The 13,628-nt window shown below is 70.9% G+C and carries 12 protein-coding genes; 8 read left to right on the top strand and 4 right to left on the bottom strand.

Features of this window, described 5'->3' with window-relative positions; genetic code table 11:
• Positions 1-110: 110 nt before the first annotated feature.
• Positions 111-1,868, bottom strand: coding sequence for an AIPR family protein (locus tag CP976_RS38170; protein ID WP_229875676.1), 1,758 nt, complete (start codon positions 1,866-1,868; stop codon positions 111-113).
• A gap of 682 nt (positions 1,869-2,550) precedes the next feature.
• The gene (locus CP976_RS38165) at positions 2,551-3,939 is read right to left on the bottom strand and encodes a glycoside hydrolase family 43 protein (RefSeq protein ID WP_150484443.1); all 1,389 of its coding nucleotides are present in this window, start codon (positions 3,937-3,939) and stop codon (positions 2,551-2,553) included.
• Positions 3,940-4,179: 240 nt separating this feature from the next.
• Here CP976_RS38165 and CP976_RS38160 point away from each other — a divergent pair, with 240 nt between their 5' ends.
• The 7 genes from CP976_RS38160 (at position 4,180) to CP976_RS38130 (ending at position 11,102) form a co-directional block, all read left to right on the top strand.
• Positions 4,180-5,604, top strand: coding sequence for an amidase (locus CP976_RS38160; protein WP_150484442.1), 1,425 nt, complete (start codon positions 4,180-4,182; stop codon positions 5,602-5,604).
• A gap of 67 nt (positions 5,605-5,671) precedes the next feature.
• Complete coding sequence (locus tag CP976_RS38155) at positions 5,672-6,118, top strand: type II toxin-antitoxin system PemK/MazF family toxin (protein ID WP_150484441.1); 447 nt, start codon at positions 5,672-5,674, stop codon at positions 6,116-6,118.
• 255 nt (positions 6,119-6,373) lie between these two features.
• Positions 6,374-7,687: an ergothioneine biosynthesis glutamate--cysteine ligase EgtA gene (egtA, locus tag CP976_RS38150; protein ID WP_150484440.1), complete on the top strand. Its 1,314-nt coding sequence runs from the start codon at positions 6,374-6,376 to the stop codon at positions 7,685-7,687.
• On the top strand, positions 7,684-9,021 hold the full coding sequence (gene egtB / locus CP976_RS38145; protein WP_150484439.1) for an ergothioneine biosynthesis protein EgtB: 1,338 nt from the start codon (positions 7,684-7,686) through the stop codon (positions 9,019-9,021). Before egtA ends, egtB begins: the two co-directional genes overlap by 4 nt.
• A complete protein-coding gene (gene egtC / locus CP976_RS38140) occupies positions 9,021-9,812 on the top strand; it encodes an ergothioneine biosynthesis protein EgtC (RefSeq protein WP_150484438.1) in 792 nt (263 codons plus the stop codon). The genes egtB and egtC overlap by 1 nt, the downstream gene beginning before the upstream one ends.
• A complete protein-coding gene (gene egtD / locus CP976_RS38135; RefSeq protein ID WP_150484437.1) occupies positions 9,809-10,771 on the top strand; it encodes an L-histidine N(alpha)-methyltransferase in 963 nt (320 codons plus the stop codon). The genes egtC and egtD overlap by 4 nt, the downstream gene beginning before the upstream one ends.
• Positions 10,772-10,886: 115 nt before the next feature.
• Positions 10,887-11,102 carry a dodecin gene (locus CP976_RS38130; protein ID WP_150484436.1) on the top strand — a complete coding sequence of 72 codons (216 nt, stop codon included), beginning with the start codon at positions 10,887-10,889 and terminating at the stop codon, positions 11,100-11,102.
• A gap of 31 nt (positions 11,103-11,133) precedes the next feature.
• Here the strand turns inward: CP976_RS38130 and CP976_RS38125 are convergent, their stop codons facing one another.
• The gene (locus tag CP976_RS38125) at positions 11,134-11,379 is read right to left on the bottom strand and encodes a hypothetical protein (protein WP_150484435.1); all 246 of its coding nucleotides are present in this window, start codon (positions 11,377-11,379) and stop codon (positions 11,134-11,136) included.
• Positions 11,380-11,498: 119 nt separating this feature from the next.
• Positions 11,499-11,993, bottom strand: a complete 495-nt coding sequence (locus tag CP976_RS38120; RefSeq protein ID WP_150484434.1) for a phosphatase domain-containing protein — start codon at positions 11,991-11,993, stop codon at positions 11,499-11,501.
• Between the two features lie 278 nt (positions 11,994-12,271).
• On the opposite strand from CP976_RS38120, the gene CP976_RS38115 reads away from it, so the two are divergent.
• Entirely contained in the window at positions 12,272-13,480 is a 1,209-nt protein-coding gene (locus CP976_RS38115; protein WP_150484433.1) for a right-handed parallel beta-helix repeat-containing protein, read from the top strand.
• Positions 13,481-13,628: the final 148 nt, after the last annotated feature.

Genomic DNA, 13,628 nt, shown 5'->3' with positions numbered 1-13,628 from the left:
TGAGGACCTCGCTGGCTCGGTTTCCACAGACACTCGACCAGGACCTCCGGGCTGTCCGGGTGAGTCCGGCCCATCAGCCGTTGGCACGATCGGTGGCGTCTCCGAAACGCTTAGCCTTCGATGCGGTAACGGCTCTGGGACACGACGGCTTGGCGGATCTTGGTGGTGAAGTCGGGGGTACGGGCGATCCGATCCACGCCGCCGGCCTTGTTGCGGCGCAGGACGCTCTTGAAGCTCTGTTCCAGAGTCCCTGTCATGCGGAACATCAAGTCGTCGGTGAGATGGCCGAGGTCGATGTTGAGAAGGTCCCGCAGCGAAGGCTGCCGCAGTCGTGTGAGGGTGTAGGCGGACATGGCCGCCAACGGATAGAGCCAGTTTTCGAGCGAATCACCCAACAAAGGCCGATCCTCGGCGTGGTGGGTGAGGAACGCGCGCAGCCTGGTGTGCACGTCGAGGCACAAGGGGTAGATGTCCAGATCGTGCCGTGGGGAGAAGATCTGCGCGTAGTGCTGATCGTCGAGCAGCAGCGCGTCGGAGTGCCGTAGTGCGGTATGTGGTTCACGCAGCACGAAAGCGGTGAACTCGCGAGCAAGCCTGGCCATGCTGACGACGCGATCGAGGGGAAACCCGAGATTGCGGTAGTAGCTGGCTCGGCGCTCGTAGTAGTAGCCGCCCGCCTGGCCGAGGCTCTCCTCGATGTCCTTCTGGATGGACTCGGTGGCTCGCAAGGCGCCGGCGGGCAGCTGGGTCTGGCTGTTGGTCGCCCGGATGATGCGGTCGCGAGCCGTGCCGGACTCAGGCGCGACCACGATCTTCACGAGGAGGGACCGGTCGCGGTGCTGACCACCGTTCTGGAAGTAGCTGTAGATCTCGTGGCTGGTCTGCAGCCCGTTGACAATCTGAGGCTCCCTGACCACGATCTTCTTACCGGCAATCTGGGCAGCGTCCGCGACGACGGTGACACCGTTGTTGAACCACCAGAAGTCCTCGCCAGTCCCAGACTTCAAGGTCTCACCGATGGCATTGTTCACGGCCGTGGACCCCGCATAGTCGCGCACGTTGGACTCGAACAGCTCCAAGCGCAAAGCCTCGTTGTCGGACGAGATGAAGCGGTAGTACTCGTCCAGCCGTGCCAAACACACGTATCCCTCGCCGAGCGATGTACTCATCGGCGTTTCAGTAAACACCAGCTGTGCGACGGCTTTGGCTCCACGGGCAGTCCGCTCGCGCAGGTCAGCGGCGTTGAGATATTCCAGGTCCGCCCGCGTATCGGATGTGATCTTCGCAAGCACCCGCCTGAGTCTGTCACCTTTGGCCTTTACGTTGGGGTGCGGTGTCTCTGCCGACTTGTTCGCGTAGATGACCTTGATGCGCACCTGCGGGAAGGAGGACGCCAATTCCTCAAGGATATGCAAGAAGCGACGCGTACGTTCAAGCAGCTTGGCGTTGGTGTGCGCGACAAGGTCTTCCTCATCCCGGCCCATGTCCAGGAGAGCAGGAAGATGGAAGTGCAGCTTCTCGATCACCGACTCCTGGTAACCCGACGAGTTCTTCGCCTGCAGGATGACCAACTCGATCTTGCCGGCACGCGACGGAAGAAACTGATGCGCATCAGCGGTGATGTAGCGCTCGTCCACGAACGTCCAGATGCCGTCGATGCCGCAGTCATGCGCGCCGTCGACGATGCCGTCCGTGATCTCATCGTTGTCCAGATCCCAGTCCTGCAGAGACTTGTCCGCGGCGAAGAAAGTGAAGAAGTCATCCCGGCTCTTGTCCGGCGCCAGCTTGCGATGCTGGTCCTCCAGGATACGCTCCAGCAGCCGCTGATCATTGCTCTGCACCGACACCACGCGCCCCCCCAACTCCACACTGACATGAAGATGTTGGCAGGTACGACCGGCCATGAACAGGCCGCGCGTGGAATCCCAACGCGCCCCTCCGCATGCGCTCCCCTCCGCACCCCACGCACCGCACCGGGCCCTGCGCCAGGCTGCATCGTGGACCACAGTCGGCCACATCCTCGCCGGGTCCACAACGCCTGCGCGGCCTCGTCCAGGTAATCCGCGATCGGCGCAGCCTCGAGGGGCAGTCAGTGCCTCAGATGCCTCGACAAGTATTGACTTTGCACAAGGCAAACACTGGACCTGGTTGGTCGCGAAGAGTTGCCGAGTCGCATGCTGCGCATCGGGCGTAACGAGCATGTCGTCGCCGCGTCCTTGCTCCGGTTACTTCGAGAGAGAACAGCCGACGGCAACGGTGCCCACGCTGGACGCTGCAACCCCCCAACACGGTCGTCACAGCATCGGTCCGGGATCCCTGCCACCACGAGAGCACGCTGGGCCGCACTCACTCACGGTGTCAGCCAAAACGCAGCCCACCCCGGACCGCCGCCTGACGGCCTGCTACCGCCATCTCATCGCGCACCCCGCCCCGCTCGTGCCAGTGCACAACCAGTGCACACTCGGCCGGGAACTCCCGGGAAAACCAGGGAACTGGAGGGAATCACTCCGCAACCCCCAGCACAATTGCCCAGGTCAGCAGGGGTGCAGGTCACACCCAGGATGCCACCGGCACGAACGAACTGTCCTGCCGGAACAGCTCCGTTCCGTTCGGGCGTTCCACGCGGAGCTGGTAGGCGTAGTGGCGCAGGTAGTACCCGGGGTAGTTGTACGACTCGAAGCGGACGGAGCCCGGCGACGTGCCGGTCCGGAGGATGAACGTGGCGTCCTTGGCGAACGTGCTCGTGCCGTCGTTCGGGTCGAAGCGGGCGCGGAAGTCCCAGTGGCGCAGGTAGTTGCCGGCCGCGTCGCGGAAGGAGTAGCCGCTGCCGTCGGCCAGGCCGGCGACGACCGTGAAGGTGGCGGCCTGCTTCTCGGCGGTGGTGCTGGAGCCGCTGACCACGGGCAGGTTGAGGAGCGAGGACTGCTGCTGCCAGTAGCGGGTCGAGTAGTTGGCGGACCGGAAGGAGCGGGTGGTATTCCGGGTCAGGCTCGGTCCGCCCGTGACCGTCTCCTTGACGACCGTGAAGTGCCGTGCCGTGCCGGAGATCCCGGGCAGCGCGGCCGGTGCCGTCCAGGTGGCGAAGGTTTCGTGGCTGTCGCTGTAGTAGTAGGTGCCGTCGCCGTAGCCGTCGAAGAAGATGCGCCAGCCGCCGTTGTCGAGCCTCACGAGCGCCGGGCCCTCGCGGTAGCTGCCCCAGCCCGCCCAGTCGCCCGTCCTGCGGATCGTGTACGGGCCGGTGAGGTTCGAGGCGGTGGCGTACTCGATGTACTTCGTCGTCTCGTTCTTCGGGAAGGCGTGGTACGTCGAGCCGGTCTTCACGATGAACGTGTCGATGTGGTTGGCGCCGATGCCCGCGAGCGCCACCGGTGCACTCCATGCCGTCAGCGCCGAGTTGGTGGCCCTCAGCAGGTACGGCGTGAAGATCCACTCGTCGTTCGTGGTGGAGCAGGACACGATGACGCTGACGCTGCCGTCGCTGTCGACGAACCACTCGGGCGCCCAGGCGCGGGAGAGGTTGGCGACGGGGACGGTGTAGTCGTACAGGAACGTCCAGTTGACGCGGTCGGAGCTGCGGGCGAAGCCGATGGTCCTGCTGGTGTCCTGCCAGGTGCGCGTGGTGTAGGTGACGTAGTAGTAGCCGTCGGTATGTCTGATGACGCTCGCGTCGCGGATCCGGCCCGCCGGCGGCGTGTACGCGGAGGAGCGCAGCAGCCGGAAGTCGGTGGCGTCGTCCGACTGGTAGACGTTGACCGTACCGTCGTCGCTGTCGAGGAACGGCACGATCGTGTACCGGGTGGCGGAGCCGTTCGGCGGTGCGGCGGCCAGGGCACCGCCGAGCAGTCCGGGCGCCTCGCCCAGCAGCACCGCGGAGGCGGGCAGGGCGGCCAGGGCGCGCAGCAGCGTACGGCGGGACGGGGCGACGGGGCGTGAGGTCACGGGCGGCTCTCCCTGAGACACAAGGGGTCGATATACCGAACAGGGTTCGGCAACTCGATCAGAGTGGGGGATCAGAAAGTAAGGGCGGGGCAGGGAGGCGTCAATGGTTTGAACAGGAGCCGATGAGCCCAGTGAGGTAGATGTGGCCGGTGGGTGAATGTCCACTCCTGTGGTCGGCGTACCACCATCGGCCATCGGACGTTACCGTTCGGTAGAGAAGCTGCTTCCGGAGGTGTCCGTATGACGCTCGACCGTGCCGCAGGCCTGGCGGAGACCGCCCGTGCGCTGGCCGCCGGGGACGTGACGTCCCTGGCGCTGGTCGAGCGGACGCTGGCGCGGATCGAGGCGGCGCAGGGCAGTATCAACGCCTTCCGGATCGTCCGGGCCGAGGCGGCGCTCGCCGAGGCCGAGGCCGCCGACCGGGAGCTGGCCGCGGGCGTGAGCAAACCGCTGCTCGGCGTGCCCGTGGCGGTGAAGGACGACATGGACGTAGCCGGCGAGCCGACCGCCTTCGGCTGCTGCGGGGAGTTCCCGCCGGTCCCCGAGGACGGCGAGGCGGTCCGGCGGCTGCGTGCGGCCGGAGCCGTGATCGTCGGCAAGACCAACACCTGCGAGTTCGGGCAGTGGCCCTTCACCGAGGGGCCGGCCTTCGGCGCGACCCGCAATCCGTGGAGCACGGCCCATACGCCCGGCGGCTCCTCGGGCGGCTCGGCTGCCGCGGTCGCCGCCGGTCTGGTGCCCGCCGCGCTCGGCTCGGACGGCGCCGGCTCGGTGCGGATCCCGGCCGCGTGGACCCATCTGGTCGGCATCAAGCCGCAGCGCGGCCGCGTGTCCACCTGGCCGCGCGGCGAGTCCTTCCAGGGCATCACCGTCAACGGCACCCTGGCCCGTACGGTCGCCGACGCGGCCCTGCTGCTGGACGCGGCGAGCGGCAACCACGCGCAGGACCCGCACCGGCCCCCGGCCGTCGACGCGTCGGCGGCCGTCGGCCGCGACCCCGGGCGGCTGCGCATCGCGCTCGCCCTCAAGCCGCCGTTCACGGCGGTTCCCGCCCGGCTCCTGCCGGAGGTGCGGACCCGGGTCGTCGAACTCGCCGACCGGCTGGCGGCCTTGGGGCACACGGTCGAGGAGGCGGACCCGCCGTACGGGCAGATCGGGCTGACCTTCGTGCCGCGCGCGACCGCCGGGATCGCCGAGCGGGTGGCCGAGGCGCCCTTCCCGGCGCTGCTGGACCGGCGCACCCTGGGGGCGGCCCGGCTGGGCCGGCTGCTCGGCGGGGCACCGCTGCGGGCGGCCCGGCGGGCGGAGAGCGTCCTGCACCACCGTATCGGCGGGTTCTTCACCTCGTACGACGTCGTCCTCGCGCCCACCACCGCCGCTCCCCCGCCCCGGATCGGCGCCCTGCTGGAGCTCAGCGGTTTCGCCACCGACCGGGCGATGATCGCCGCCTGTCCATACGCCTGGCCGTGGAACGTGCTGGGCTGGCCGGGCGTCAACGTGCCCGCCGGTTTCACGGCGGACGGTCTGCCCGTCGGGGCCCAGCTGCTGGGCCCGGCGAACAGCGAACCGCTGCTGGTGCAGGTGGCCGCGCAGTTGGAGGCGGAGCTGCGCTGGCACGAGAAGTGGCCGGCGCCGCCGGTCACCGAGCGATCCACTGCCGCCTGAGCGGCCCCGTACCGGTCCAGCAGGGCGGATGCCTCGGGCCCATGCGGACACCCCCTAGGGTGCCCCCGTGACCGCGTTTACCGATGAGAACGTCCCGGGCCGCTCCGGCCCCTCCGCCACCGTCCAGGCCGATCCGCGCGAGGTGGGCTGGGTGCGCACCGAGTACTCGCCCGCGCACGACGGCGATCCCGACCCCGGCGAGATCGTCTGGACGTGGGTGCCCTACGAGGAGAACGACGGGCGCGGCAAGGACCGCCCGGTGCTCGTGGTCGCCCGCGAGCCGGCGGGGACGTTCCTCGCCGTGCAGTTGTCCAGCAAGCGGCACGACGGCCATCGCGAGTGGGTGCCGATCGGCAGCGGCCCGTGGGACCGGTCGGGCCGCGACTCGTGGGTCGACGTGGACCGGGTCCTGCGTCTGCACGAGGACGGCATGCGCCGGGAGGCCTGCGCCCTGGACCGTATGCGGTTCAACCTCGTCAGGCACCGGCTGCGGGAGCGCTACGGCTGGAGCTGAAGGCCTTCCCCAAGGCGTCCCGCTCCCCGGAGCACCACGGCCCCCACCGGACGGTGCAACGGGGTTTTCGCCACCGGAGAACACCAGGGAAAGTGCCGGAAAACGTCCGGCCGCCCCGGATGACCGCCCCGGAACGCCCCGGTTCGCCCCCTTGTGCCGAGCGGGACGAACGACTTGGGTGGGACGAGTGATCCCGGCCCGGGCCGCCGAAGAGCCCGAACCGGTGGCATGGTGGAATCTCAGGAGGATCCCGACATGTCCGATGCATCTACCGCACCGGCGGGTGGCTGTACCGAGCCGCACCCCGCCCTGTCCGAAGCCGAGGTCGAGGCCCTGGTCCGCGGCATCTGCTTCAAGACCGGCCCGCCGCGCCGCCTCGGTGTCGAGGTGGAATGGCTCGTCCACGAGCTGCGCGCACCACAGCTCCCCGTCACACCCGAACGGCTCGACGCGGCCTACGCCGCACTGCGGCCCCTGTCCCTGAGGTCGGCGCTCACCGTGGAGCCCGGCGGCCAGCTGGAGCTGAGCTCGCCCCCCGCCGCCTCACTGACGGACGTCATCGCCACCGTCTCCGCCGACCTCGACGCCGTCCGCGCGGTCCTGCGCGGCAACGGCCTCACGCTGGTCGGCCTCGGCCAGGATCCCTGGCACGAACCCCGCCGGTTCCTGCGCGAACCGCGCTACGACGCCATGGAGGCCTGCCTCGACCGCACCGGCCCCTCCGGCCGCGCCATGATGTGCACCTCGGCCTCCGTGCAGGTGTGCGTGGACGCCGGACACGAGGAGCCGGGGCCCCTCGGTCACGTGCGACGCTGGTGGCTGGCCCACCATCTGGGGCCGGTCCTGGTGGCCGCGTTCGCCAACTCCCCGCTCGCCGGTCACCGGCCGACCGGCTGGCTGTCCACCCGGCAGCTCGTGTGGACCCGGATCGGCCCCGGCCGGGCCGGCGGACCGCCGCTCGACGCCGACCCGCGCGGCGCCTGGTCCCGGCACGTGCTGGACTCGCCCGTGATGTGCGTACGGCGCGACGGCGCGCCCTGGGACGTCCCGGAGGGCCTCACCTTCCGGGAGTGGATCCGCACGGGCGTCCCCCGGCCGCCCACGCGGGAGGATCTGGACTACCACGTCACGACGCTGTTCCCGCCGGTCAGGCCGCGCGGCCACCTCGAACTGCGCATGATCGACGCGCAGCCCGGCGACGACGGCTGGATCGTGCCGCTGGCCGTGGTGGCGGCGCTGTTCGACGACCCGGAGACCGCCGAGACCGCCTACCGGGCCGTGAAACCGCTGGCAGAGCGGACGCTGGGGCTGCCCGCGCCGCACAACCCGCTGTGGCTCGACGCGGCCCGCAGCGGGCTGGCCGACGCCGAGCTGCGCGAGGTGGCCGTCACGTGCTTCACGGCCGCGCTGGACGCCCTGCCCCGGCTCGGCGCCACGCCCGAGGTGACGGACGCCGTCACGGACTACCTGGACCGCTACGTCGTCCGGGGCCGCAGCCCCGCCGACGACCTGCTCGACCGACAGCGCGGCACGGACGGTCGCGCCCACGGGAAGGACCTGCGCCCATGACCGACACCAGCCCCGCTGTCGACGCCGATACCGCCGACCCGGAGGTTCTCCGCGAGCGCGCGGTCGCCTCGCTGGTCGTCGCCCGCGACCGCACCACCTTGCTGACGAGCTGTGTCGAGGAACCCGACCTGACCGCGCAGCACTCGCCGCTGATGTCGCCGCTGGTGTGGGACCTGGCGCACATCGGCAACCAGGAGGAGCAGTGGCTGCTGCGGGCCGTCGCCGGGCACGAGGCGATACGGCCCGAGATCGACGGCCTCTACGACGCCTTCGAGCACCCGCGGGCCGAGCGGCCGAAGCTGCCCCTGCTGTCGCCCGCCGAGGCACGCACGTACGCGGCCGATGTGCGGGGCCGCGCGCTGGACGTGCTGGAGAAGGCCGCGTTCCACGGGACGCGGCTGACGGAGGCCGGGTTCGCCTTCGGGATGATCGCGCAGCACGAACAGCAGCACGACGAGACCATGCTGATCACCCATCAGCTCCGCCGGGGGCCGCAGGCGCTGACCGCTCCCGACCCGGAGCCGGTGCCGCTGTTCACCGGCCCGTCCGAAGTCCTCGTCCCCGGCGGCCCCTTCACGATGGGCACCTTGGACGAGCCATGGGCCCTGGACAACGAACGGCCCGCCCACCGGCGCGAGGTCGCGCCCTTCCGGATCGACACCACACCGGTGACGAACGGCGCGTACCAGGCGTTCATCGAGGACGGCGGCTACGACGACCCGCGCTGGTGGACGGCGGACGGCTGGGCCCACATCCGCCGGAACTCCATCTCGGCCCCGCTGTTCTGGCGGCGGGACGGCAGGCAGTGGCTGCGGCGGCGCTTCGGCGTCACCGAGGTCGTACCGCCGGACGAGCCGGTGCTGCACGTGTGCTGGTACGAGGCCGACGCCTACGCCCGCTGGGCGGGACGCCGGCTGCCCACGGAGGCCGAGTGGGAGAAGGCGGCCCGGTACGACCCGGCCGGCGACCGCTCCATGCGCTACCCGTGGGGCGACGCCGACCCGGGCCCGGAGCACGCCAACCTCGGCCAGCGGCATCTGCGTCCGGCGCCCGCCGGAAGCTACCCGGCCGGCGAGTCGCCGCTCGGCGTACGGCAGTTGATCGGTGACGTGTGGGAGTGGACGGCGAGCGACTTCCTGCCGTATCCGGGGTTCAGGGCGTTCCCGTACAAGGAGTACTCGGAGGTCTTCTTCGGGTCCGACCACAAGGTGCTGCGCGGCGGTTCGTTCGCCGTGGACGCGGTGGCCTGCCGGGGCACGTTCCGCAACTGGGACTACCCGATCCGGCGGCAGATCTTCTCCGGGTTCCGCACGGCCCGCTCGGAGGACGTCTGATGTGCCGTCATGTGGCGTACGTGGGACCGGCCGAGCCGCTCGGCCGGCTCCTCGTGGAACCCCCGCACAGCCTGTACCGGCAGTCCTGGGCACCCCGCCGGCAGCGGTACGGGACGGTCAACGCCGACGGCTTCGGCGTCGGCTGGTACGCCGAGGGCGATCCGGTGCCGGCCCGCTACCGCCGGGCCGGGCCGATCTGGGCGGACCTGTCGTTCGCCGATCTCGCCCGGGTCGTACGGTCCACCGCGCTGCTCGCCGCGGTGCGGGACGCGACGCTGTCGGGCGCGGACGCGGAGGCCGCGGCGGCGCCGTTCGCCGCGGGGACCTGGCTGTTCAGCCACAACGGGGCGGTCAAGGGCTGGCCCGGCTCGCTCGCGCCGGTGTCCCGCAGCCTGCCGCCGGAGGATTTGCTGTCCCTGGAGGCCCGCAACGACTCGGCGCTCGTGTGGGCCCTGGTCCTGGCCCGGCTGAGGAACGGCGACGAGCAGGGCCAGGCGCTGGCCGACACGGTCCTGGAGGTCGCCGCCGCGGCCCCCGGTTCCCGGCTCAACCTCCTGCTCACCGACGGCGACACCGTCACCGCCACCGCCTGGGGCGACACCCTCTGGTATCTCACCCGGCCCGGCGGCGGCACCGTCGTGGCCTCCGAGCCCTACGACGACGATCCGCACTGGCGGGAGGTGCCCGACCGCACCCTGCTCGCGGCGAGCCGCACGGACGTGCTGCTCACGCCGCTCAAGGAGCCGACCGACGCCTTCGTGCCCGCACTCCCCGAGGAGCCCCGTACGTGAGCCCGTTCCGTCTCACCCGCACACTGCCCGAGGACGCCACGGACGCCGCGCTGCGCGCCGACGTCCACCGGGGTCTGACCGGCCGTCCCAAGACGCTGCCGCCGAAGTGGTTCTACGACGCGCACGGCAGCGACCTCTTCGAGAAGATCACCGAGCTGCCCGAGTACTACCCGACGCGCGCCGAACGGGAGATCCTCCTCGCCCGTTCCGGCGACATCGCCGCGGCGACCCGGGCCCGCACCCTGGTCGAGCTCGGCTCCGGCTCCTCGGAGAAGACGCGGCATCTGCTCGACGCCCTGACGGAGCTGCACACCTACGTCCCCGTCGACGTCAGCGAGAGCGCCCTCACCCAGGCCGGGCAGGCGCTCGCCGCCGAGCGGCCGGGGCTCGACGTGCACGCGCTGATCGCCGACTTCACCGCGGAACTGACACTGCCCGGCACTCCGGGGCCCCGGCTGGTGGCGTTCCTCGGCGGCACGATCGGCAACCTGCTGCCCGCCGAGCGCGCCGCGTTCCTGGCGTCCGTGCGGGCCCTGCTCGCGCCGGGTGACGCCCTGCTGCTGGGCACGGACCTGGTCAAGGACGAGGAGGTGCTGGTCCGGGCGTACGACGACGCGGCCGGGGTGACGGCCGCGTTCAACAAGAACGTGCTCACCGTGATCGACCGCGAACTCGGCGCCGACTTCGAGCCCGCCGCGTTCGACCACGTGGCCGTGTGGGACGCCGAGCACGAGTGGATCGAGATGCGGCTGCGCTCCCGTACGGCGCAGACCGTGAAGGTGCCGGCGCTCGGTCTCGCCGTCGACTTCGCGGCGGGCGAGGAGCTGCGCACCGAGGTGTCGGCGAAGTTCCGGCAGGAGGGTGTGCGCGCGGAACTGTTCGCGGCGGGGCTGGACCTGACCCACTGGTGGACGGACGAGGCAGGCCGGTTCGCACTGTCGCTGAGCATGGCCCGCTGACACCCCCGGCCCCCTGGACGGCGGCGGGCGAGAGACGACGTCTCGCGCTTCGCCGCCGTTTGGGGCACGGTGGAGTGACGCGCGGCACATCCGTCACAGAATCAGGAGCAGCGGCATGTCGAACCACACCTACCGGGTCACGGAGATCGTCGGCACCTCCCCCGACGGCGTCGACCAGGCCATCCGCAACGGCATCGGCCGGGCATCGGCGACCCTGCGCAACCTGGACTGGTTCGAGGTGACCCAGGTGCGCGGCCAGCTCGAGGACGGGCAGATCGCGCACTGGCAGGTGGGACTCAAGGTGGGCTTCCGGCTGGAGGAGTCCGAGTAGCCGGCAGTCGGGCGTCCTTCGAACGGCCGGCTCAGTCCGGCAGGGGCGCCGAGGTGGAACGGCCCGGCCGCTCGCCCTCGGGCGGGTAGTCGCAGTCGATGCTGCTCACCTCCCGGTCGCCGTCCTCCGAGTCGACGATCGCCACGCCCGTGCAGGCCCGGCCGTGTTCGTCGGTCCAGGTGACGATCTCGCTCCGGTCGGGCTTCGCACAGCCGGTGAGCAGCACGGCGCCGACGAGCGCGGCTGCCGCGAGCGCGCCCCTACGACGTCCCTTCATGGCATCCCCCGTATGTCCACTGTCCGCTGTCCGGGCACGAGTGCGCCGGGGCGGCCTGGTTCCTGGTTCCTGGGCAAGGAGATACCCGCCGGAGGTAAACGCTCCGCCAACTCGTGCTCTCAGGTGCGCCCTTCCCGCTCCTGCGCCACCTTCAGCTCGGCGGACCTGGCCGCCCAGTCGGCCCGTACGACGGTGAAGCCGGCGCGCCGGGCGTCCTCGCAGACCAGTTCGTCGTCGTCCACGAGGACGCGGATCTCGCGCGTGCGGGCGAGCCGCCGCAGGATCTCCAGCTTGGTGAACCGGGCGGGCCGGCGATCGGCGTCGCGCCGCATGTACACCCGCCCCTCGGGCAGCTCCTGCGCGGCGAGCCAGTCGAGCGTGTCGCGCCGGCAGCGCTCGGGCCGCCCGGTGAGGTAGACGATCTCGCACTCCCGCACGCTCTCCTTGACCAGCGCGATGCCCTCCGGGAGCGGCGGGTCCTGCGGCGCCGCCGAGAAGAAGCCGTCCCAGTCCCGCGGCCTGCGCTCCAGGAACCGCTGCCGGTGCGCGGTGTCGGCGAGGGTGTTGTCCAGGTCGAACACGGCCAGCGGGGCCTTGCTGCGGTCGTCGTTCACGCTGCCCACCCTAGGCCGTCCGGCGGTTCCCGTCGTCTGCCCCGGGCACGCCGGCCGCCCTCCCCGGGGGCGCGTGGCGGCGAGTCCACTGACGGGCCCCGGCCCGCAGGAACGCTCAGGCACGCGCCGGCCAGTCCACCACCGCGCCCCAGACCACGAGAACGCCGGGACACACGACGGCGACTCCACCACCGGGCCCCGGCAACCTTCACCCCCCGGGCGGCCACTGCTCTGCGACACCCACACAGGCATAGGCACAGACACAGGCAGGAGGCCGTATGCGCAACGCAAAGATCTGGTCGGTGGCGATGACGGGGGCCGCGATGGTCATGGCGCTGGCCGGGCCGGCCGGGTCGGCGGCCGCCGCCGGCGCGACGCTGGTCGTGGCGCCGAACGGGGACGACTCCGCCCCCGGCACGCTCGCCCGGCCGCTGAGGACCATCCAGCGGGCGGTGGACCTGGCGCGGCCCGGTGACACCATCAGCGTGCGCGGCGGGACGTACGCACTCAGCGACAACATCACCATCACCACCTCGGGGACCGCGTCCCAGCCCATCACCCTCTCCCCCCACCAGGGCGAGCGCGTGGTCGTCGACGGGGAGAAACTGCCCGCCAGCCACACCCCGGTCGGCGGCAGCATCCCGCGTGCCGAGCGCGGCGCGGTCCACATGGAGGCGTCGCACTGGCGGATCTCGGGTCTGGAGATCGTCAACGGCCCGTACGGCGTGTACTGCGACGGCTGCGACAGCAACGTCTTCGCGCGCCTGAGCACGCACGACAACTACGAGTCCGGCTTCCAGCTCCAGGGCGCCTCCAGCGGCAACCAGATCCTGAACCTGGACAGTCACGGCAACCGCGACCCCCGCAAGAACGGCGAGAGCGCCGACGGCCTGGCCATCAAGGAGGGCAGCGGTTCGGGCAACGTGGTGCGCGGCGCCCGGCTGTGGAACAACGTCGACGACGGCTTCGACGCCTGGAAGTTCACCTCACCGATCACGATCGAGAACACGGTCGCGTACGGCAACGGCTTCAACCGCTGGAACTTCCCCGACTTCGCGGGCGACGGGAACGGCTTCAAACTCGGCGGGGGCAGCCCGGCCCCGGCCGTGGCCCACACGGTCCGGGGCAGCGTCTCGTTCAAGAACGCCAAGCACGGCTTCACCGACAACGGCAACCCGGGCTCCCTCACCCTGAGCCGCAACTCCACGTACGGCAACGCCGGTACGGGTTTCGACGCCGACGTCCCGGCCGGAACCGCCAGGCTCACCGGCAACCTGTCCGTCACGGACCAGCGCCCGGCGGCCGTCGGGTCCGGGACCGTCACCGACGGAAACTCCTGGAACCTCGGCGGAACCTGGGACGCCGCCTCGGTACTGAGCACCGACCCGGGCCCGCTCACCGGCCCCCGGGCGGCGGACGGCTCGCTGCCGAAGGCGCCGGCGTTCCTCGTCCCCCGGTCCGGCGTCGCCGTCGGCGCCCGCTTCTGATGGTCCGTACTATTCGCTGACCGCCGGCCGTCCCTTTCCCGCAGGCCGTCCCACTATCACCAATCCTTCGACCGTGGCGTGAACCAGCCATGCTCTGAGGTCAATTGAACCGCACAGTTGATGGCTCAAGCGTCGCACTGACATACTC

The organism is Streptomyces coeruleorubidus (assembly GCF_008705135.1).
In the GTDB taxonomy this organism is placed as follows: domain Bacteria; phylum Actinomycetota; class Actinomycetes; order Streptomycetales; family Streptomycetaceae; genus Streptomyces; species Streptomyces coeruleofuscus.
The sequence above is the reverse complement of the archived record's forward strand: the minus strand, read 5'-3'. Positions and strand labels throughout refer to the sequence as shown.

What these genes read in the sequence shown, in the direction of transcription:
- egtA (WP_150484440.1), top strand. Translation starts at nt 6,374, where the DNA reads ATGTCCGATGCATCTACCGCACCGGCGGGTGGCTGTACCGAGCCGCAC.
- CP976_RS38130 (WP_150484436.1), top strand. Translation starts at nt 10,887, where the DNA reads ATGTCGAACCACACCTACCGGGTCACGGAGATCGTCGGCACCTCCCCC.
- egtC (WP_150484438.1), top strand. Translation starts at nt 9,021, where the DNA reads ATGTGCCGTCATGTGGCGTACGTGGGACCGGCCGAGCCGCTCGGCCGG.
- CP976_RS38160 (WP_150484442.1), top strand. Translation starts at nt 4,180, where the DNA reads ATGACGCTCGACCGTGCCGCAGGCCTGGCGGAGACCGCCCGTGCGCTG.
- CP976_RS38125 (WP_150484435.1), bottom strand. Translation starts at nt 11,379, where the DNA reads ATGAAGGGACGTCGTAGGGGCGCGCTCGCGGCAGCCGCGCTCGTCGGC.
- egtB (WP_150484439.1), top strand. Translation starts at nt 7,684, where the DNA reads ATGACCGACACCAGCCCCGCTGTCGACGCCGATACCGCCGACCCGGAG.
- CP976_RS38115 (WP_150484433.1), top strand. Translation starts at nt 12,272, where the DNA reads ATGCGCAACGCAAAGATCTGGTCGGTGGCGATGACGGGGGCCGCGATG.